At 24.6% G+C, this 22,564-nt stretch carries 14 protein-coding genes; 1 reads left to right on the top strand and 13 read right to left on the bottom strand.

The window, feature by feature from the left end; genetic code table 4:
* The 5 genes from MCORR_RS03475 to recD2 form a co-directional block, all read right to left on the bottom strand.
* Positions 1-447: ABC transporter permease family protein (locus tag MCORR_RS03475; protein WP_146063416.1), on the bottom strand; the 447-nt coding region annotated here is incomplete at its 3' end.
* A gap of 137 nt (positions 448-584) precedes the next feature.
* Positions 585-2,801, bottom strand: coding sequence for a BspA family leucine-rich repeat surface protein (locus MCORR_RS03735; protein WP_146063417.1), 2,217 nt, complete (start codon positions 2,799-2,801; stop codon positions 585-587).
* A gap of 145 nt (positions 2,802-2,946) precedes the next feature.
* Positions 2,947-3,261, bottom strand: coding sequence for a BspA family leucine-rich repeat surface protein (locus MCORR_RS03485; protein ID WP_104208185.1), 315 nt, complete (start codon positions 3,259-3,261; stop codon positions 2,947-2,949).
* 159 nt (positions 3,262-3,420) lie between these two features.
* Complete coding sequence (locus tag MCORR_RS03490; RefSeq protein WP_104208186.1) at positions 3,421-4,047, bottom strand: hypothetical protein; 627 nt, start codon at positions 4,045-4,047, stop codon at positions 3,421-3,423.
* Between the two features lie 128 nt (positions 4,048-4,175).
* Positions 4,176-6,407, bottom strand: coding sequence for an SF1B family DNA helicase RecD2 (gene recD2, locus MCORR_RS03495; protein ID WP_104208187.1), 2,232 nt, complete (start codon positions 6,405-6,407; stop codon positions 4,176-4,178).
* Between the two features lie 81 nt (positions 6,408-6,488).
* On the opposite strand from recD2, the gene MCORR_RS03500 reads away from it, so the two are divergent.
* Complete coding sequence (locus tag MCORR_RS03500) at positions 6,489-7,511, top strand: alpha/beta hydrolase (RefSeq protein WP_104208188.1); 1,023 nt, start codon at positions 6,489-6,491, stop codon at positions 7,509-7,511.
* Between the two features lie 7 nt (positions 7,512-7,518).
* On the opposite strand, the gene MCORR_RS03505 is transcribed toward MCORR_RS03500, so the two are convergent.
* The 8 genes from MCORR_RS03505 to parE all read right to left on the bottom strand — a co-directional run bounded on the left by MCORR_RS03505 (position 7,519) and on the right by parE (position 22,515).
* Entirely contained in the window at positions 7,519-9,090 is a 1,572-nt protein-coding gene (locus MCORR_RS03505; RefSeq protein ID WP_146063418.1) for a hypothetical protein, read from the bottom strand.
* Between the two features lie 166 nt (positions 9,091-9,256).
* Positions 9,257-10,651, bottom strand: a complete 1,395-nt coding sequence (locus MCORR_RS03510; RefSeq protein WP_104208190.1) for a glycoside hydrolase family 1 protein — start codon at positions 10,649-10,651, stop codon at positions 9,257-9,259.
* 14 nt (positions 10,652-10,665) lie between these two features.
* Positions 10,666-12,561 (bottom strand): PTS transporter subunit EIIC, encoded by a 1,896-nt coding sequence (locus MCORR_RS03515; RefSeq protein ID WP_104208191.1) that lies wholly within the window; start codon positions 12,559-12,561, stop codon positions 10,666-10,668.
* 68 nt (positions 12,562-12,629) lie between these two features.
* Positions 12,630-13,364 (bottom strand): MurR/RpiR family transcriptional regulator, encoded by a 735-nt coding sequence (locus MCORR_RS03520; protein WP_104208192.1) that lies wholly within the window; start codon positions 13,362-13,364, stop codon positions 12,630-12,632.
* Positions 13,365-13,540: 176 nt separating this feature from the next.
* Positions 13,541-16,252 carry a DEAD/DEAH box helicase family protein gene (locus MCORR_RS03525; protein WP_104208193.1) on the bottom strand — a complete coding sequence of 904 codons (2,712 nt, stop codon included), beginning with the start codon at positions 16,250-16,252 and terminating at the stop codon, positions 13,541-13,543.
* A gap of 481 nt (positions 16,253-16,733) precedes the next feature.
* Positions 16,734-17,741 (bottom strand): alpha/beta hydrolase, encoded by a 1,008-nt coding sequence (locus tag MCORR_RS03530; RefSeq protein ID WP_104208194.1) that lies wholly within the window; start codon positions 17,739-17,741, stop codon positions 16,734-16,736.
* A 92-nt stretch (positions 17,742-17,833) separates the two neighbouring features.
* Entirely contained in the window at positions 17,834-20,569 is a 2,736-nt protein-coding gene (gene parC / locus MCORR_RS03535) for a DNA topoisomerase IV subunit A (protein ID WP_104208195.1), read from the bottom strand.
* 20 nt (positions 20,570-20,589) lie between these two features.
* Positions 20,590-22,515, bottom strand: a complete 1,926-nt coding sequence (parE, locus tag MCORR_RS03540) for a DNA topoisomerase IV subunit B (RefSeq protein ID WP_104208196.1) — start codon at positions 22,513-22,515, stop codon at positions 20,590-20,592.
* Positions 22,516-22,564 lie beyond the last annotated feature (49 nt).

Below are 22,564 nucleotides of genomic sequence, written 5' to 3' on the forward strand. Positions count from 1 at the left end.
TAAAATATTTTGTAATTGATCTTTAATTGTAGAAATATCTTTGGTTTTGTCATTAACTTCATTTCACTCATGAATTAAAGTAACAGAATTATTGTATTTATAAGTATTTTCAAAAGTTGCATTACCAGTAAAAGTGTAAGTATCTTTGTGATAAACACGTTTATTTTCAAAGTTTTCTAATTTTTGACCAGCATCAATACTGATCCCACCAGCAACATCGATATTATCATCAATTATAGCTTGATTTAATTCTTCAACACTTCATTTACCATCAGTTTTTGAATTTAAAATATTTTGTAATTTATCCTTGATTAATGAAATATTTTCTTTTTTCTCATTAACAATTGTTTTTTGTTTTTTATTCATAACATAAATTACAGGTCCAGCAATTGCAACTATAAGTAGTAAAGATGATATTATTGCAAATAATATTTTTTTCTTTTTCATTTTTGCCTCCAAGTTAATTAAACTCAACTCAATTATTACAAAAAAAAAAAAAAACAATACATTATGAAAATAAGTTTGAAATCACAAATAATATTGATTTTAAACTTATTTCTAATATTGTTTTCTTAATTAACTTTTTATTTAGTAAAAATTGGCTGTTTATCTCATTTTATATTTTTGTCATTTCAAAATTCTGTATGGTTATTAACCTGACTAACATTTCAATTAGTTAAATCTTGTTTAAAACTCATTTCTTTACCATTAAATGATGGTAAATAATCATTTCAAAACATTTGCGTCATATCTGTAACTTTTGCTGTATCTCAAGCTGTATATTCTTCACCATTTTTATCTTTTACTTTTTTAGTAGATATATCTTGATTAAATGAAAATGCATCGCAAAACATATAGCTCATGTTAGTTACACTGCTTGTATTTCATTTCGAAATATCACCATTGAAATTTAATGCATCGCAAAACATATAGCTCATGTTAGTTACACTGCTTGTATTTCATTTCGAAATATCACCATTGAAATTTAATGCATTGCAAAACATATAGCTCATGTTAGTTACACTGCTTGTATTTCATTTCGAAATATCTTGATTAAAGTTGGCACATAGTTGAAACATTCCACTTATGTTAGTAACTTTTGATGTATCTCAATTTGATATATCTCCATTAAAAGACATTTCTTTAAATTCAGAAGTTGATGCAAACATTAATGACATATTTGTTACCTTTGATGTATCTCAATTATTTATATCTTGATTAAAATTTGATGCATTAGTAAACATAGCATACATATTAATAACATTACTTGTATTTCAATTATTTATATCTTGATTAAAATTAATTGCGTTTCTAAACATTCATGACATGCTAGTAACTTTTGATGTATCTCAATTATTTATATCTTGATTAAAATTTGATGCATTATTAAACATAGCACCCATATTAATAACATTACTTGTATTTCAATTTGAAATATCTTTATTAAAAGATGAACCATTTTGAAACATTCTGTACATATTTGTCACTTTTGAAGTATCTCAATTATTTAAATTTTGGTTAAAAGAAGAAGCACCATCAAAGGTTGATTCCATATTAGTGACATTACTTGTATCTCAATTTGAAATATCTCCATTAAAAGACGAAGCACCATCAAACATTCTAAACATATTTTTTAATGATGAAGTATTTCACCCTGAAATATCTTGATTAAAATTTTTAGCATTTAAAAACATTTGAGTTGCATTGTTTACTTTTGAAATGTTTCAGTTTGAAATATTCCCATTAAAATTAGTTGAACCATTAAAAATGTTAATCATATTTTCTACTTTTGAAGTGTCTCAATTATTTAATTCTTGGTTAAAATTGGATGCACCTTCAAACATTGACGACATATTAGTAACATTACTTGTATCTCAATTGTTTATCCCTTTAATTGAATTTAATGAAGAATTTGCAAAAAATGCTTTTAATGAAATTATTTGTTTAGGCAAAATGTTTGGTAATGATTTTACAGTTTTTAAATCATGTATTGTTGAACCATCTGTTTTAAATCCAATTTTATATATTTCAACTGCATTTAAATTTGAAAAATTTATTTCACTAGTTTCTAATAAATTACCATTTTGATCTTGATAAACAGTAATATTATCTGCTAATGGTTTACCAGAAATAATTGATGTGACTAATTCAATTGAACCATTATACTTATAATCATTATTAACTTCACCTTTACCAGTAAAAGTGTATTTTATTTGATTAACTGTTGTTGTTTCATTTTTTAAAGGTTCTAATTCTGCTTTTGCAACTTCAATTCCACCAGCAACATCAATCATAGAAGTAATTATAGCTTGATTCAATTCTTCAACACTTCATTCACCATCAGTTTTTAAATTTAAAATATTTTGTAATTTATCTTCAACTTCAGAAATATCTTGTGTTGTATCGTTTTCTTTATTTCACTCATGAATTAAAGTAACAGAATTATTGTATTTATAACTATTTTCAGAAGTCGCATTACCAGTAAAAGTGTAAGTATCTTTATGATAATCACGTTTATTTCCAAAGTTTTCTAATTTTTGACCAGCATCAATACTGATCCCACCAGCAACATCGATATTAGCATTAATTATAGCTTGATTTAATTCTTCAATACTTCATTCACCATCAGTTTTTGAATCTAAAATATTTTGTAATTTATCTTTGATTAATGAAATATTTTCTTTTTTAGCACTAACAATTGGTTTTTGTTTTTTATTCATAACATAAATTACAGGTGCAGCAATTACAACTGTAAGTAGTAAAGATGATACTATTGCAAATAATATTTTTTTCTTTTTCATTTTTGCCTCCTGTATCCAAGTCAATTAAACTCAACTCAATTATTACAAAAAAAAAAAAAAAACAATACATTATGAAAATAAGTTTGAAATCACAAATAATATTGATTTTAAACTTATTTCTAATATTGTATTCTTAATTAACTTTTTATTTAGTAAAAATTGGCTGTTTATCTCATTTTATATTTTTGTCATTTCAAAATTCTGTATGGTTATTAACCTGACTAACATTTCAATTAGTTAAATCTTGTTTAAAACTCATTTCTTTACCATTAAATGATGGAAAATAATCATTTCAAAACATTAATGACATATCTGTAACTTTTGACGTATCTCAATTTGAAATATCTTGATTAAAAGATAAAGTATTTTGAAACATTCTGTACATATTAATCACTTTTGAAGTGTTTCAATTATTTAAATCTTGATTAAAATTAATTGCGTTTCTAAACATTAATGACATATTAGTATCATTACTTTTTATTTCAATTGCTTATCCCTTAATTAAATTTAATAATGAATTTGCAAAAAAATGAGTGAAGATATTAATTAATCAAAATAAAAATTATCAACATTCAACAAAGTGATAAAAAATAAGAACAAATAAAAAACTTAATATTTTTTATATTTCTTCGTCAAATGGATTAATTTTATTTCTATTTGTTATATCTTGTTGAAGTATTTCTTGGGCTTGTTTAGTTCTATTTTGATTACTTGCTAATGCTTCAGCTTGATTTTTATCTAACTCATGTTCTTTTAAAAGATTTTTAAGTGTTTTTTGTTTATTTTCCTCATATGAAGTATATGCTTTTTGATTTAAAAAAACTTGGTATTGAATTCTTGAATATAATTCTAATATTGAACCAATCATCGATAAAACAATTATTATAACTATATGTAAAATGTATTCTCAAATAAGTATTTTTGTAAAGTGTACTAAAATAATAAAAATTATAGCAACAATAGCTTCAGCTACATAGCATGATAAAGAATACAAACCAAACCTTTTGTCTTTATTTGAAAATTTAAATTCTTTTGAAATAAAAATATCTTTTAATTTAACAAATCAATAAGTAAACAACAAACTAAAACCTATCAATCAAAATAACACTACAACTGAAGTTAATCATGATGGAACAATACTTGTTAGTTCTTTTCTTAAATAAATAAAAATTGTAGAAATACTAATTAAGAATGCAAGAGTTGCCACTGTTAATAAATATTTTAAATATACTTGTCTTTTATCCATATTATTTGTTTTCTCTCTTTTTATAAGTTTATTGGTAACTTATAATAATTTTACATTAATAAAATAATTAAAATTAAAAATCACTAATACAAGTTAGTATCAATTTTAAAAACATTTATCTAATTAATTTATTTAAATAATTTCATAGTTAATAGTTTATTAACTAAAGTTGTTTGTCTTAATCGTTCGTCTTTTTCGATTGCATCAAATAATGTATGTGAACTACTAAAAATATGTAAATTTTCTTTAGTTCTTGTTATTGCTGTATAAATAAGTGAATTAGTTAAAAATATTGAATTATAGGCATTATTATCTAATACTAATACAACGTTTTGATATTCACTTCCTTGAGTTTTATGAACACTAGTAGCATATGCTAATTTGACATCAATAAAATCAGATGGTTTAATAACTATTTCTTTTTCATTAAATTCACATACAACAGCTTTTAAACGTTTATAAGCATTATATTGAAATGCAACAATTTTACCAACATCACCATTTGATAAATCATAATCAGGTTCATTTCTTAAAAACATAATTTTATCATCAACAACAAATCTATAATCCCCTCTTTGAAATATTTTTGTTTGATCATTAATATTTTTATTAAATTTATATTGGATTTCAGCATTGATTTCATCAATTCCTAAATTTCCTCCATACATGGGGCAAATGATTTGTAAAAAATTTTGTTTTGTTTTTAAATCATCTCAATTGTTTTTTACAATTTCAGTTATTTGGTTTAAAACTTCTTCATTAGTTTTGTCTAGTTGAGAAAAAATATTTGTTTTATCAATAATGTCTGATAACTCTAATGTTTTTGCTAAAGTTTTATAAGCAATATCTATAATCTCGCTTTTGTTTTTTTGTCTATGTATTTGATTTAAAAATATTGTTGAAATTGTTTTACTATGGATCATATCTTTAAATACATTTCCATACCCAACACTTGGTAATTGATTAGCATCCCCTACAAAAACTATTTTTTCAACATTATCACAAGCTTTTAATAAGTTTGAAAATAATCAACTATCAACCATTGAACACTCATCAATGATTATTAATTGCTCTTTTAAAGGATTATTTTCATTAATTTGAAACTCATTAGTATCTTTTGCTTGCAATAGTTTATGAATAGTTGTGGCGTTAGAATTTTTAAAAGTTTCTCTGATTCGACTAGCAGCTCTTCCAGTTGGGGTTGCTATTGCGAAATTATTTGAATTATTTAGTCTATAAAATAATTTAACCATGGCTTTAATTAAAGTTGTTTTGCCAGTCCCAGGTCCACCAGTAAGAATTAATAAACGATTGTTAGCAAAAGTTTTTAAGGCTTGAATTTGAATATCATCAAATTTAAAATCTTGAATATTATTTTCATAAGCTATTTCTTGAGCTATCAAACTTATTTCAAAGTCTAATTTATTTTGATTAACTAGTTTTGATTTTAATTTACAAAATGCCAAAGATTTTTCAGCAATTACTATCTCTTCTTCATAAGATTCTTTAGTATATATTTTATTATCTTCAAAAATTAAAATACCTTCTTTTTTAGCAAATAAAAATCCTTTCATAATTAAATCTGGTTCTAAAATATTTAACTTTTTAATTAATAGTCTTGATAAAACATTTTTATCAGTATAAGAATCGCCTTTATCAAATAATATCTCATTTGTTAATTTTCAAGCTCAATAACCAATTCTTTCATCTGAATGTAAATCTAATCCAAATCAAACAGCCACTTTATCTAGATCATCAAATGACGCTATATTCTTTTGATAAGTGTATGACAAAAAATTATTTTCAAAATAATTTTGAATAGTTTGATTATCATTTTCAAATTTGTTTTCCATTCAATCTAAAATAGAAGTTTTTAATCCATTTTCAAAAAAGATGTATCTTAATCTTTGTTGTCCTTCTTTTTCGATATTGTCTTTTATTCCGTTAATAATCACTGGAATAAAAGATTTAGGTAAATCAGGAATTTGATCTAAAATATCTAAGTTTTCACTTAATTTAACAATTGCGTCTTCTTTAAAAAAGTTAACTATTGTTTCAGCTGTTTTTTTTCCAATGCCAGGAAAACTTGGACCTGATAAAAAATTAATTTGATCTTTTGTAGAATGGATTGGTGCTTTTCTAAAACTAGTTACTTTAAAGCTTCTTCCATATCTTGGATGTTCTTCAAATTCACCTGTTATTTCATATAAAGTTTTTTTAGTCATAGAACCAATAATTCCTTTGATACTTAATTGATTTTTCTCATTATCTTCCATACTAAAAATTCCAGTTCCTCAACCAGAATCATTTGATACACCATTTTTAATTAAATATCCACGATATGTTTTACTTTTTAGCATATAAACCTTTCATTATTAGATTTTATATTAAAATTCTATGTGAAAGAGAGTAAAATTAAATAAATTGATAAAGGGTGCAATATGAAAGATAAATATAATTTTAAAACTAGTAAAAAATATTTAAAAAAATATAAATATACTTTTTGAAAAAGAATATGGGTAATTCTTTTATTTCCAATAGTATATCCTTTAAGCTGATTTGTAACTCTTTTTTTTAATGCATATTTGTTTAAATATGATAGAAAAGGTCTTGATAAAAATGGAGATGAAGTTAATACTTTTAATCACTTTTTAAAAGATATAAAAGCAAAGAAATTAAAAAATTTAGAAATAGACCCAAATGCAATTAAAGCATTTGAAATTCAACATAAAAAAAATCAATCAATTAGTTGTGTGATGCTGAATAATAAAACAAGCAAATGAGTTGTAGCTTTACATGGTTTTAAACGTAATAAATACTTAGGAATTAGAAATGCGATTAATTTATTTAAACAAGGTTATAATGTTGTTAGTTTTGATGCATTTGCACATGGTGATACTTTTGGTGAGTATTCAGATTTCGGGGTTACTAATTCAAAACTTTTAAACACTGTGATATCTTGAATTAAATCGAATAATAAAGTTGAAGAAATTGGCGTGATTGGTGTAAGTATGGGGGGAGGTACTGCTGTTTATTGAGCTCAACAATTTTATCTAACTAATAAAGTTGACTGATTAGTATCAGATTGTGCTTTAACTCAACCAGTTGAACAAATAAGATTTTTTTTAAAAAGATATTTCAAATGATTTGCTTGATATTTTTGTTCTTTTAATATAAATGGAAGATTTAAAAAAGTTTCTAAAACAAATTTAAATGATATGAATACTCAGATCAATCTTGAAAGCATAAAAGATCTACCAATATTATTTATACATGGTAAAAAAGATGATTTTATTACTTATCATAATTCAATAGTTACATATTATGAGCAAAAAAAATATAGCTTTAATTCTTTATCAGAATTAAAGCTATTTGAGAATGCACGACACAGTGAAAGCATTGTTAAACATCAAGACGAATATAATGAATTAATAAATAATTTTATAAAAAAAGTTAAAAAATAATTTTATATTAATCTTTTTCTTTTTCTTCATTTTTTTTACGTGATTTATAATTTAATGATAAATAAGTTATTGAAACCACACTAACAATTCCAATTGCACCAATTATTATTGTTGATGAAGGGTCTTTTCAAAATTCAAAAGTAAAATCAGAGGTTGGAATATAGTCACCAAAAATATTTCCAGAATACATTTCTCAATAATGGATATCTTTTTTATAATTGTTAGATCTAGCTGAATTTGGTTTACTCCCAAAAGCATCAAGTGCATGTCCAAACTCATGAATTAATGTATTGAACTTTGCTGGTGAACTTCAAAATCCCATTGTATATTGAGAATTAAACTCTTTATATGTTAAACTAATTCCTGTTAATACAATGTATGAATATTCTGCGCCTTGATTTGAACTAGATGTACTAGTGTATCCCATTACATTTTCATCATTTGACTTTAAAGGGGAATCTGGAGAAACAATAAAACCAGTAAGTAAATTTTCAACTCATGTCTCGTTTGAAATTAGTGAAAATAACATGTTGTACAAAAATAAAGTCAATTCTTTTAAATTTTGTGTGTCAGCATATGTTCATTGCTCAAAATCATTTGAACTTTTAGGTGTTTTTAGTAAATAAGTTGCTTCTAAATTATCATAAATTTTTTTAAATGGTAATCTACTAACTTTATCATTTGCCTGGGAAATATCCAAAAGTTCATTATCTAATTCATCAAAGCTTGAATATGTATTGGTATTAAATGCATTAAAACTAGCAATTGATTCTGAAGAAGCTGGTGTGTATGAATCATACATTCAATTTTTTACAACACTATAAGCTTTTTCAAGAGCTGAATAATTTTGTGATGAAAATTGTTTGCTAATATAATTTAATGCTCCAGCATCATTTTGTCCTATACCTTTTCAATAATTTTTTGCAAAATTTTGTAAACTTGTTGAACCATATTTTAAATCAACTGGATCTGAAGGTAGATTTATTAAAGTAGTGTCATAAGTAACTAAACTTTCTGTGTCTATTTTTTTATTAACAATATCTACAATTTTTTCTTGAGTATATTTTAAAACTCCTGCTTGTTTTAAAATATCAGGTAAAATTTCAATAAAAAAATTATTTGTAATTTCTCAACTTTTATTTTTTTGTTCATCAGGTGTATTTAATCATTTTGAAAAAGATTCGGCAAAAAATTCAGCATCACTACTTGAACCATAAATACTGATATTTATTGTAGATGAAAGTAAATTTTGAATTGCAAATGCTTTATCTGCATCACTAAAATCTGCAAAAAATAATTCTAATTCATCAATATCTGTGTCTTTAACTTTAATTGAATTTGCATAATAGTATTTTAAAACTCTACCATAATACAAAATACTTTCTTGCTCTGTGGATGTTGATGACGGTGGAATAAAATCATTATAGTTAAATGTTTGAGTTGATTCACTTTTATTTAAAACATCATCATGAATAAAACTTTGATAAACTTTTTGCTCAGTTTGAATAAAGCTTAGAGTATACAAAATAAAAGTTGTTAATAATAAACTAGCAATTAAAATTTTAAATTTTTTTTTCATCAATTTCATTTTTCCCTAATTAATTATATGATTATTCTATTTATTATAACTTATTCAAAAGTATAATAACAAAAAATTAAATCAAAATTTAAAAAACTGATATTTGATAAAATTATCACAAATATTAGTTTACAGATTAGTTGTTATTTACTTGTATTTTTTTATTTTAAAGGTTTTCACCGTTTTCTGCAATTAATTTTTTATATCAAAAAAAACTTTTTTTTGGGTACCTTTTTAAAGACTTTAGGTCAAATTCATCTCTATCAACAAAGATGAAACCATATCGTTTCTTAACACCTTCATGTGTTGAAACTAAATCTATAGCACTTCAAGGGTTATATCCAATAACATTAACACCATCTAGTAAAATTGCCTTTTTCAATTCAGCTAAGTGTAATTGATAATAATCAATTCTGTATTGATCATTTACAACTCCGTTTTCTAATGTATCATACCCTCCAATACCGTTTTCAGTAATCATTAAAGGAAGATTATATCTATCTCAAAGTTCACGCAATACTATTCTAAATCCTAATGGATCAATTTCTCAACCAAATTGAGTTTTAGGTAAATTGTCATTTTTGACCTGATGATATAAACCTTTTAAACTTTTTATTTTTTGTTGATCTGCTATGCTTTCAAAATCTTCTTCTAATGTAAACTTTGCAGTTGAAGAAGCATAATAGTTAAAGGCAATAAAATCAGGTTTACCTTCTTTTAAAATTTTTTGTTCTTCATCTGTTATTTGAAACATTGCATTATTTTTAATTAAATAGTTAATAACATTTTTGTTATATTCACCAAAAACACAAGTATCTAAATAAAATCAATTTCTAAAATGTCGCATGTTAAATGCAGCGATTTGATCAATTGGATCATTTGAGTTTGCATAAACCGGATTAATATTTGGTGCAGGACCAATAAGACCATTTTTAACTATTTTGTGACATTTTATAATTGCTTTAGCTTGAGCTAACATCATATGATGATTTATTTTATATAAATCTTTTGTTTTATTTTCAGACTTAGATAAATCTATACCTACTATTTCACCAAAAAGTATCATTACATTTTGTTCATTTATTGTTAATCAGTATTTAACATATTCACCAAAATGTGTATATAAAGTTTCAGCATACTTTTCAAAGTATTGTACTATATCAGGGTTTAATCATCCCCCAAGTTTTTCTAAACCATAAGGTAAATCAAAATGATACATTGTTATAATTGGTTCAATATTGTATTTTTTTAATTCTTTAATTAAATTTTTATAAAACTTTAAACCTTCTTTGTTTATCTCACCATACCCTAAAGGCATTATTCTAGATCATGATATTGAAAATCGATACGATTTAAGCCCCATTTCAGCCATTAAAGTAACGTCTTCTTGTCATTTGTTATAATGATCTGAAGCAATTTTAAAGTCAGTTGTGCCTTCAGGGATATTAGTTCTGACATCTTGTATTGATGGTCCCTTCCCATCTTGGTTTCAACCACCTTCAACTTGATAAGCACTAGTTGATGCTCCTCATAAAAAATTATTTGGAAATTTATTTTTCATATTATTTACCTCTTCTAATTTGAATAGTAAGCTTCAATTGAATTTAAAGCTTCTTTATATTTCATTAAAATATCTTCATTTTTAATTTCAATTTTAATTTTGTTTGTTAAATCTTTAATTAACAAATTATATCTTTCTTGAACTTTTTCTAACTCTAAAATTAGAACGTTTCTTTTATTAATTAAAATTGATATTTTATTAACCAAATATTTATTATATTTTATTCTTAATATCTCTACTTTTTCTTTTTGACCTTTTAAGTGTAGTTTATTAGCTTTTTCTTTGATTTTAAATTTAGTCTGATTTTGATTTTCTTCTAAAGTCTCTATAGTACTGTCAAGTTTTATTTTACCTTGCAATAAATCTTCATATTTTTTAATAACTTCATTAGTTTTTAAAACTGCAACTACTTCAGAAAGAGTTTTGTTAGTATTTTTTTTGAAAGTTTTTTTATTGATTTTTTTAACTAAAATATATTCTGGTATCCTATCTTTAAATAGCATCAAAGTTATAATTAATGCTACGCTTAAAGAAACAAATCCAGATATAATTCCCATATATAAACTAACACCTGTTCCAAGTCCCATTCATGACATTATACCAGTTCCTGTTCTTTGAAACTGAGCTACACCAGTTGCACCAGCTAAAAGACCACCAAATAATCCACCTATACAACCAAATAAAAATGGTTTTATTTTAGGTAAATTGATACCATAAATTAAAGGTTCTGTAATTCCAAATATTGCACCTGGAATACCACCCATAATTGCAATTTTAGTTTTTTGATTTTTTGCTAGAATAGCAACTGCAATACTAGCTCCTATTTGACCCATAACAGCAATTTGAACCGCTGTATACATTGGTGAAGGATCTCCTGTAGTTGTCATGGGTAAAGTTATAGCAGTTACAACAGCTACATGTGTACCAGTAAGAACAAGAGGTTGTCATATCATAGCTAATATACCAGTTCCGATTCCCCCTGGTATTTTACCTGTCAAAATAACAAATTTACTTATAAACTGTTCTATTATTCTAAAGAATGGCCCAATAGTAAACAACATTATAATAAAGCAAGTAAAAAAAACAATTGCAGGTCTAAATACAACATCAATTTGAGTTGGCATTCATGATTTTACTCATTTATTTATATAGTGTAATAAGAATCCAGCTGCAATCATAGGCAGCACTGTTCCCTCATAAGATTTAATTGTTATTGGTTGTCCAAAAAGTGTGAATAGTTCTCAACCATTGCCAAATAAATATCTTGAAGTTAATCCTAAAGCTAAAAATATTGCTAAATAAATATCTCCTTTAAGATAGTTAACTACACTTATAAGAAATACCACTCCAACTAATTCTAGACCAACCTTTGATGCTACAAACATAATAGCACTAATTAAGTTTAAATCTGTTATACTACCCCCAGGAGCTGGAGTTTGCAAAACATGTAAAATAACTAATAATGATTGAATTCCTCCAATAATTCCGCTACCTATAAGAATAGGAATCGTTGGGAATACAACTGCTGTAATTGCAGGCATTATTTTTTTAGTAAATTTAATATTATTTTTTTTAACTTCTAATTCACTTTTCTCTAAAATAAAATTATCTTTTTGGTTATAAAAATTCTCAATAGCTTTTTCTAAAGATATACCTTCATTTAAAATAATGTTGCACTGGTCTTTAACTTTATAACAATCACCACCAATAATTATTTGTAATTCATCACCATTTCAATTAGTGTTTTTTACAATATTAACTTTTTTGATTTCTTCTTCGTTTACTAACTTTTTGTCAACTATTTTAAATCTAAGTCTTGTCATGCAATTATAAACATTAGTCTGATTTGAAATACCACCAATAGCTTTAAAGAAAGTTAAGGCATACTCATAATATTTACTTTTTTCCATATTTACCTTTCATTGTTAGAAATTTTTCTAACTACTTTAATTTTATATTTGAAAACAAGAAAAAAATTTTACTGTTTGTAAAATTTTTTTGTGTAATATTCAGTTACTTTTATTATTAATTCATCAATATTGTGAGTTCTATACATAGTTCTTAAAATAAACTCTTTACTTTTTATCTGATCTTCTACAAAATATGATGAATCTTCTAAATTATATTTTTTTACTAAATCACGATTTGCTTCAGTTGTGATTAAAAATATATTTATTTTATAGTTCATATATAAGTCTATATTATTTCACAATTCGCTAATTTCTAAACCTGTCGCAAATACTATAAACAAAGTTTTATTATCTATAAAATTAACATAATACTTTTCTAATTTCCTTCTTTTTGTAAAAACAACTTTTTTTTCAAAAGATAGAATACTAATCAAAAAATCTATAAAAACACTTGAAGTTTCTTCTGATTTTAAAAAAAATATTTTTTCACTGTTATGAATTCTGTTAACTAAATCTAAAATTTTAGGATCATTGTTTTCTTTATTATTTGAAATTATATTTTTTTCAGTCTTATAAAACTCTTTTTCTATCATTACCCTGTAGTATAATTCTGAATATCCATCATAGCCTAATCTTTTAGAAAAAAGTGTTAATGTTGAAACTGAAACATTACATAATTGAGAAATTACTTTTGGTTTTATACTCTTGTTTTGTTCATAATTTAATAAAATTTTATGTGCTATTAAAGAATCAAGACCATTGTTGTAGTTAACTAGTTCTTTTAATCTGCCTATAGTTCTCATTTTTACCCCATTATTTTATTATAGTTCATATTTGTTTATTAAAAACAATTAAACCTGTTTTATAAGGATTGATTTTAAATAAAAGCTATCTTGTATTCTAACAACTTTTGAATATTTTTACTAGAATTTTAGTTTATTTTTTTACATACTTTGATTTTGTAAAAATGTTTAGCATACTATAATTTAAACTTAACTGTTAAAACATCTTCAAATAGCATTTCTTCAAATTTACCAACTCCAACAAATTTATATAGTTTTAAAAATAAGTTTTTTGTATTATAGTTTTGCTTATCATGAATAAACAAATACTTTTTAATAGCTTTATTTTCAAAGTCTTTAATAATTTTATTTTTAATTGTCATTTTTTCAGGTAAAGATCAGTAAAAAAGCTTATCTTCACTTTGATATTTGGTTTTCTTTCCATAATTTTCACTATCTTCATCTGCTAAAATAATTTGTTTTGAATTATCAAAAGTTAAATATCCAGCTTGAAATGTTAAAACTTTTAAATCGTCTCGATAGTGTAAAAAATTTGTACGATTAACAACTGATAATACTTGTTTTACCGTATAAGTTGCTTTTAGGTTTAATAAAGGTTCAACTTCATTGGCAAATATTAAAGTTTCATTTTCCAACTTATATTTTAAAATCATTATTAATTCTTCAACAATTATTTTATTATGTAAAATAAAATGTTCAACAAGATCATTAATTTGTAGATATTCTGGATATAAACTTAAAAATTTTTCCATACTTGTTATTTCATATAAACATGAAGTTATTAATAAATTATCTAAATCTAAATCAATTTTTTTATTTGTAATTTTTAAAGTTAATCTGTTGTAGAAATATTTAACAATTTTATAGTTATCTAAAAATAAAAATTGTTTTAATATATTTTTATTTCTTTTTGTATCATTTTCAAAAGGGTTGTACTGATTTATTTGTTTGGCTATTGGTATAAATAAATTATCTAAGTTATTATAAAAATCTAAAATTGAAATTTCATAATCCTTTAATAACATTTTAAAAGCATCCTCTTGATATTTTTCATAATATTCAACAATATAACTTTTTATTGAATTTTTATTAATGTATCATTTTTTTAAACTATTAATTATAATTTCTTCTGTATGTTTTTCTAAATTAATAGTGCAATTGTAAGGCAAACCCTCTTTTGCACTAAATGATTTGTTATTTTTTATCATTGGATTAAATAAATTTCTAATTCCTAGTGTGATATCATATTTATTATCAATATTTGAAATTAAATCATATACTTCTAATTTATTTTTAAGTTCAGTTTTTCTTAAGCCTCTACCTAATTGTTGCAAATAAACTGTTTTTGAATTTGTTGGTCTTAACAAAATTATAGTATTAATTTCAGGTATATCTACACCTTCATTAAAAATATTTACAACACATAAATAATTAATACGTCCAATTGCAAATTCATGTAAAATTCTTTTACGATCTTTTGTATTTTCTGAAGTTAAAGCTTCAGCTTTTAAGTTTTTTGATTTTAAGTAATTTGCTATATTAATTGCGTGTTTTACAGTAACACAAAAAATAAGCGTAGTTGGCCTTGCATGAACTCCTAAATATTTACTAATTGTTTTATATAATAATTCATTTCTAGAATCTGTATTAATAACTTTAAATATTTCTTTATCAGAATTTAAATCAACACCATTTAGATTAGTATTTGTATCATCAATACAATAATAATCAAAAGGACATAATAATTTTTGATTAATAGCATCTCATAGTCTTAATTCAGTTGCATATTCATTGTCAAAGTATACTTTAATATCTTTGTTATCTTCTCTTTCTGGAGTTGCTGTTAATCCAAGAATTTGTTTTGGTTTAAAGTAGTTAAATACTTTATCAAAAGACATCGCTGAAATATGGTGAGCTTCATCAAAAACTATAATATCAAAATCATTTGGTTTAAACAGATTAAGCCTTGTTGACAAAGTTTGAATTGTTGCAAATAAATGTTTTGGATTATTATTAATAGTTCCATCATACATAACATCACCAAATTCATTGTCTTCAAGCACTTGACGATATGTTTTAATAGCTTGATCAATTATTTCTCTTTGATGTGCTAAGAATAAAAGTCTAAGACTAGTTTTAGCTTGATCTATTTGTCTTTTGTAATCAAATGCAGATACTAAGGTTTTACCAGTTCCAGTAGCCATAATAACTAAGTTTTTATTTTTATTTGTATATCTTCGATAACTTAATTTATCAACAATATCTTTTTGAAATTTATATAAGTATTTTTTAGTCAAACTACTAGTTAGTAATTCTAATTTTGAATTATATAGTGTTTCTTGGTTTTCTTTAATTTTTTGAATTAATAAATCTCTTTCAAATGAATCTGAAAAATCAATAAGTTCTTCTTTTCATAAACTTTCAAATTCATTAATCATTTTTTCAATTAAATCTTTATTATTTTTTTCTGTAAGTTTGATATTTCATTCCCTTCCAGAAATCATACCTTTAACAGTTAAATTAGATGAACCTATAATAGCAGTAGATAAACCATTTTCTTTTTTAAAAATAGATGCTTTAATATGAATTCTTTCACTATTTCTTTCTAAGTTATTTTCAATTTTAATTTTAATATTAGAATACTTTTCAACTAATATTTTTAATTCATTCAAATTGTTAAATTGAGATAAATCGTCAAAAGTAGTTGAAATAATTTTAATCTTAATATTATTGTTTTTACAAAACTCAAAAGTTTTAGATATCTTATTTAAAATATTTTTAGATATAAAAGGATAAATTAAATAAACTTCTTTAGAAGTTATAATTTCATTATTTATTTCTTCTAAAAGCGATTGCTCATCTTTATTTGTAAAAAGTTTTTCTTTCATTAGTTTATGCCTTTTCTATTTATTATATTTTCTCATAGTTTATGTTTTTAATGAAACTTTTATAGTTTCTTTAAAACAGACATCCTTCTTTGACTCCACTTGTGTTATCTTTAGGCTGTCTATTTTAGAATTAGTATAATTTCAAATATAATTATAGAACTATAATTTTCCTGATTTTTTAATTTTAAATCAATATAATTATTTGAAAAATCTTTCTTTTTAAATTTTATTGTACTTAATTTCTACTTTATCATAATTATCATTTTTAACTTTTTTTGAAAATTTAAATTATTTAAAAGTACACAAATAGGCAGTATCAGTATTAAAATACCTAATAATAGTTTCATTTTTTGTTTTCATTATTAATGTTTACTAGTTTAGTCTTAGTTTATTTTTTAGTCAAACTATTCGCTTGAGATATTAATATAAAAATTAGTAACATTAATAAACAAAAAAATAATTAGTTAAAATAAATAACTAATTATTTTTCATTTTTGTTTGCAAAAGCAATTGTTTTTTCTACATAATCTTTATTTAAATCAGCAATAATTCAAACATGACCAGATGAATTTGGTGTTCAAAGTTCACTTATTATTTTTTTCTCATAAATTACTTTTTCAACAAACATTTCTTCACTCATAAAACAAGGAACAAATGTATCTTTCTTAGAATGAATAAAAAATATTGGTATTTCTTTAGCTAACTTCATTTTCTTCATTAAATTAAATTTATTTTGATTTGATTTTGTAATTTTTGAAAATTTCTTAATGAATGCAAAACAAACTTTATATCAATCTTGTTTAGCAAAATTTTGCTGATTATAATATCTGTATTGCAGTTTAATATCATTAAACCCACAATCAGCAACAATTCAATTAATCATTTCTTTATTGTTAGCTTTTTGTGCATATAAAACAGCTGAAGAAGCCCCCATACTATTACCAATTAATCCAATATGCGAAGCTTTAAATTCGACTTTAATATAATCAACTACTTTTTCAACAATTGGTAATGATGATAGCCCAATATCAGTATTATCACCATAAGTATCACCATGAGCATAACTATCAAATGTTAATACGTTATATCCAACTTGTCAGTAATGAAATACTAATCTTAAAGCAAGATACTTGTCTTCTGTTCAACCATGCATCCCAACAACTCATTTATTAGAATTAGGATTAGTTATATAAATACAACTAATATTTTTACCACTCAAATTTAAATTTAATGTTTTAATATCTTTTTTATCAAAAGTTGTTAAACTCATTTCTTTTCATTTTAGATCTTTAATGTGTGCTTCGTATGAGTTAACAATAATTGGTTCATCTAATGCTTTTGAATAATCACTAACTCTTGGATAATTTAAACAAAAGTCTTTATAAGCTTTGAAGTTAGCATTTGAAGCTTTTTTTACTTTAATAAAATTAAAAATTGTATAAAGTATAGTTTTTAAATTGTATTTATAATTTTTACTGTTTTGATTCATTTTAATTACCTTGCTTTATTTTTAAAATATCTTTTATCATTATATACTATTTAAAGTGTGCAAATAAATAAAAAAAGAACTCATATTGTTCTTTAATCAAATAAATCATCTAATTCTAATTGTATATCTTTAACTTTTTCTTTTTTATCTTTTGGTTTATTAGCACCAACATTATCTAGTAATGAAGAAATGTCACCTAAAAGATCTCCAAGACCAGATGATAAAGAATGAATTCTTTGCGCACTTTCTTCTTTATTAGTTTTACTTATTACAACTTTTGAAGATGCTTTAGTTTTATTAAATTCTTGTTTTTCTCTAATTTGTGCTTTCGACACATAACCTTCATTATCATCACTAGCTGATAATGAAGATGGTGGAATATCATTATTAATACTAATATTAAAATTTTGAAAACTAGCATGCAAAATATCTTTAATTTCAAAATCACCAGTAACACTTGTTAATTCCACATGATGATATTTTGAAATATTTGCTTCATGATAAGCGTCTTTTTTATCTATTGCCTTAATAATAACTTCTTCATTTGAACTAAACTTAGCAACATAAATAATGTCTTCCGTTCCTCTTTTTCTTTCAGGAAGAATTCTAACCCCACGTTTTGGTCTTGTGTAAACTGGTAAAATATTTGATCTTAATTTTTTAATTCCATCTTTTTCAGTTAAAAAAACAATTGAGTCATTAAGGTTTAAACTTAATCCAGAAACAATTTCATCATCAGCATTTAAATTAGCTGCTTTAACCCCTTTTGAATTAGTTCCTTGTACAGGAACATCTTCAATGTTATAACAAACACCATATCCTTTTTTAGTAATGATTCCAACAATTTGTGTTTTAGAGCCAACTAATTGTGCGCTAACAATTTCATCATCATTAAGTGTTTTCATTATTCTAAATGCTTTAGTAAAGATTTTAGTTTCTAAATCTTTAATTGGGGTTCTTTTGATATTACCATTTTTAGAAGTAATTAAAATTTGTTGAGTTGCTTGATCAAAACCATTTACTATAAAACTACTAATTAAGTATTCTGAAGGGTCCATTGTAGCAATCGTATTAACATGCACTCCTATTTCTTTTCATTTATTCATAGCCAATTTATATAAAGGAATTGAATAATATGTTCCTTTATTAGTAATTAACAACAAATGCGATAAGTTAGAAACAACACCACTTGATATTCAAATATCATTTGGTTTTCTTCCAAATAATAATGGATCATTTCTTGAAATTAGATTAGATTCAATTGCTTTTAAATAACCATCTCTTGACACTCATAAATCAAATGTTTTTTCAACTAAAACTTCTTTAGCTTCAACATCAAGGTTTTCAACATCATTTTCAACAATTGATCTTCTTGGTATTGCAAATTGTTTTTTAACTTCTTTTAATCTAGCAACAATAGTTTCATCTAATACTTCACTACTATTTAAAATTTCTTTTAATAGTTTAATGTTATCTAATAACTCATTTTTTTCATTTTCTAGTTTGACAACATCAGTTGAAGTTAAGCGATATAAACGCATATCAACAATAGCTTGTGATTGGGGTTGAGTAAATGCAAACTCATTAATTAAATTTTCAATAGCATCAATTCTATTGTTAGATTTTCTAATCACTCTAATAACTTGATCTAATATATCCATTGCTTTGATCAAACCCAAAACAATTTCTAATCTTTTTTCTGCTTTATTTAAATCAAATTGAGTTTTGTATGTAAACACTTGCTTGTAGTGGTTAATATATGCTTGTAGTAATGCTACAATATTTAATTGTTTTGGTTGTAAGTCAACAATAGCAACATTATTATAGTTATATGAAACAGATAATGGTGTTGATTTAAATAAGAATTTTCTTACAGTGTCAATATTAGCTTTATCAGATAAATCAATCGCTATTCTTAAACCATTTCTATCAGTTTCATCTCTAACTTCTAAAATACCTAATCCAGGATTAGCATCAATTACATCACCAATCTTTTTAACTAAATCTTGTTTAACAACTTCGTATGGTATTTCATCAATAATAATGTTATTTTTTTCTTCATGTCATTTTGAATTAATAATAACTTTACCTTTACCAGTTTCAAAAGCATCTTTAATTCCGTTACGCCCTTGAACAATACCACCAGTTGGAAAATCTGGGCCCTTAACAACGTCTAAAATAGTTTCTATTCTAGTATTTGGTGTTCTGATTAACTTAACAGTTGCATCAATTATTTCACCTAAGTTATGTGGCGGCATGTTTGTAGCATAACCAGCTGCAATTCCAGTTGAGCCATTAACTAAGATATTTGGAAAGTATGCTGGTAATACTGTTGGTTCTTTTTCACTATCATCAAAGTTTGGTGCAAATGCTACTGTATTTTTATTTAAATCATCTAATAATAAATCAGAAATTTTTTCTAAACGTGTTTCAGTATAACGCATCGCAGCTGCACTATCACCATCAATAGACCCATTATTTCCTTGCATATCAATTAATGGCATGTTTAGTTTTCATCATTGACTCATTCTAACCAACGCATCATAAATAGAAGTATCTCCATGAGGGTGGTACTTACCAATAACTTCTCCAACAACTCTAGCTGATTTTTTATAAGCTTTTTCTGATGTTAATCCCAATTCATTCATTGCATATAAAATACGTCTTTGAACTGGTTTTAAACCATCTCTTGCATCTGGTAGTGCACGTTCTTGAATAATATATTTAGCATATCTTCCAAAACGATCTCCCATTAGTTCATCTAAAGGAAAACTAATGATACCTTTTTGATTTTCAACATTTGAATTGTCTATTAATTTTTTAGCCATATTAGTTTTCCTTTCTTTTTTTAATTATTAATAATATCTATTTGTTCATCTTCTAAAGTAAACTTAACATTTTCTTGTATTCATTCTTTTCTTTTTTCAGCATCTTCACCCATTAAGGTTCTAAATGATTTTTCAGCTAATAATACATCTTCAATTGTTACTAAAATTAATTTTCTAGCTTGAGGATTCATTGTTGTTTCTCATAATTGATCAGCATTCATTTCACCCAACCCTTTATATCTTTGTAATTCAAATTTCTTTGAATTAACTTTATTAAAGTCATTTAATTCTATTTCATCTCACAAGTATATGAATTTTTTATCAGCAAATGTAACTTTATATAATGGAGGTAAAGCAATAAAAATATGTTTGTTAGTAATAAGGTCTTTCATATATCTATAAAAGAAAGTTAACAATAATGTTTGAATATGTGCTCCATCAGTATCAGCATCAGTCATAATAATAACTTTTCCATAGTTAATATCACTAACATCAAAATCTTGACCAATTCCAGCTCCAATTGCTGCAATAATTGTTTGAATTTCTTCATTTTTTAACAATTCATTCAACTTAGCTTTTTCAGAATTAATCACTTTTCCTCTTAAAGGTAAAATGGCTTGAAAAACTCTATCTCTGCCAGATTTAGCACTACCCCCAGCACTATCTCCTTCAACAAGGTATAATTCATTAATTTCTTTTTTTCGACCTTGAGCTGGTGTTAATTTTCCAAGCATTGTTCTTGAAGTTTTTTTACCTTTAGAATCTCTAACAGCTTGTCTGGCTTTTCTAGCTTCATCTCTTGCTTTTCTTGCAAGAATTGCTTTTTCAATAATTTTAGTAGCAGCAACTTTATTTTCAATTAATCAAAAGTTCATAAAATCATAAACAACTTGTTCAACTGCATTTTTAGCATCTGGAGTTCCTAGTTTTGCTTTTGTTTGTCCTTCATATTCGATTAGATCTTCAGGAATCTTAACAGTCACAATAGCTACTAATCCTTCTCTTAAATCATTTGAATCTAAACGAGCATCTTTATCTTTTAATATTTTGTTATTTTTAGCATAATCATTAATTGCTCTAACTAATCCAATTTTAAATCCAGTTATATGTGTTCCACCATCTCCTGTTTTAACATTATTAGCAAATCCTAAAATAGTTTCATTAAAATCTTCTGTATATTGTAAACATATTTCAGATTCAATTCTTTTAGCTGCATTTTTAATTGTGATAGGTTCAGTAATTGGTGTAAACTCACTAGATAATTCTTTAACAAATTCAATTAATCCATTTTCAAATTGATATTCAACTGATTTAGAATTTATTTTATCTTCTAAGGCTATTTTTAATCCTGAATTTAATAAAGCTGATTCTTTTAATCTTTCACTAATAACTGAAAATGAATATTTAGTTGTATTAAAAATTGAATCATCTGGTAAGAAGTTAACCATAGTTCCTGTTTTATAAGTTGTTGAAACTTGAGTTAATGGTTGAACTAATTTCCCACCATTCCCAAACTCTATTTCATGAACTTGTTTATCTCTATAAATTGTTACTTTGAATTTTTTAGATAAAGCATTAACAACACTTGAACCAACTCCATGTAATCCTCCAGAAGTTTTATATCCACTTCCACCAAATTTACCACCAGCATGTAAAATACTAAAAATTACTTCTGGTGTTGATTTACCAGTCGCGTGCATTCCTGTTGGAACTCCTCTTCCATTATCTGAAACAGTGACACTTCCATTTTTTTCTAATACAACATTAATTTCATTACAATATCCAGCTAAAGCTTCATCAATTGAGTTATCAACTATTTCTCAAACTAAATGGTGAAGTCCACGTGTGTCAGTTGAACCAATATACATTCCAGGACGTTTACGAACTGCTTCTAGTCCTTCCAGGACCTGAATAGCAGATTCATCATATTTAACTTCTTTAGCCATTGATTCACCTTTTCTATTTAACAAATTATATTATACAATATTTTCATTA

Source organism: Mesoplasma corruscae (assembly GCF_002930145.1).
Classification (GTDB): Bacteria; Bacillota_I; Bacilli_A; order Mycoplasmatales; family Mycoplasmataceae; genus Entomoplasma; species Entomoplasma ellychniae.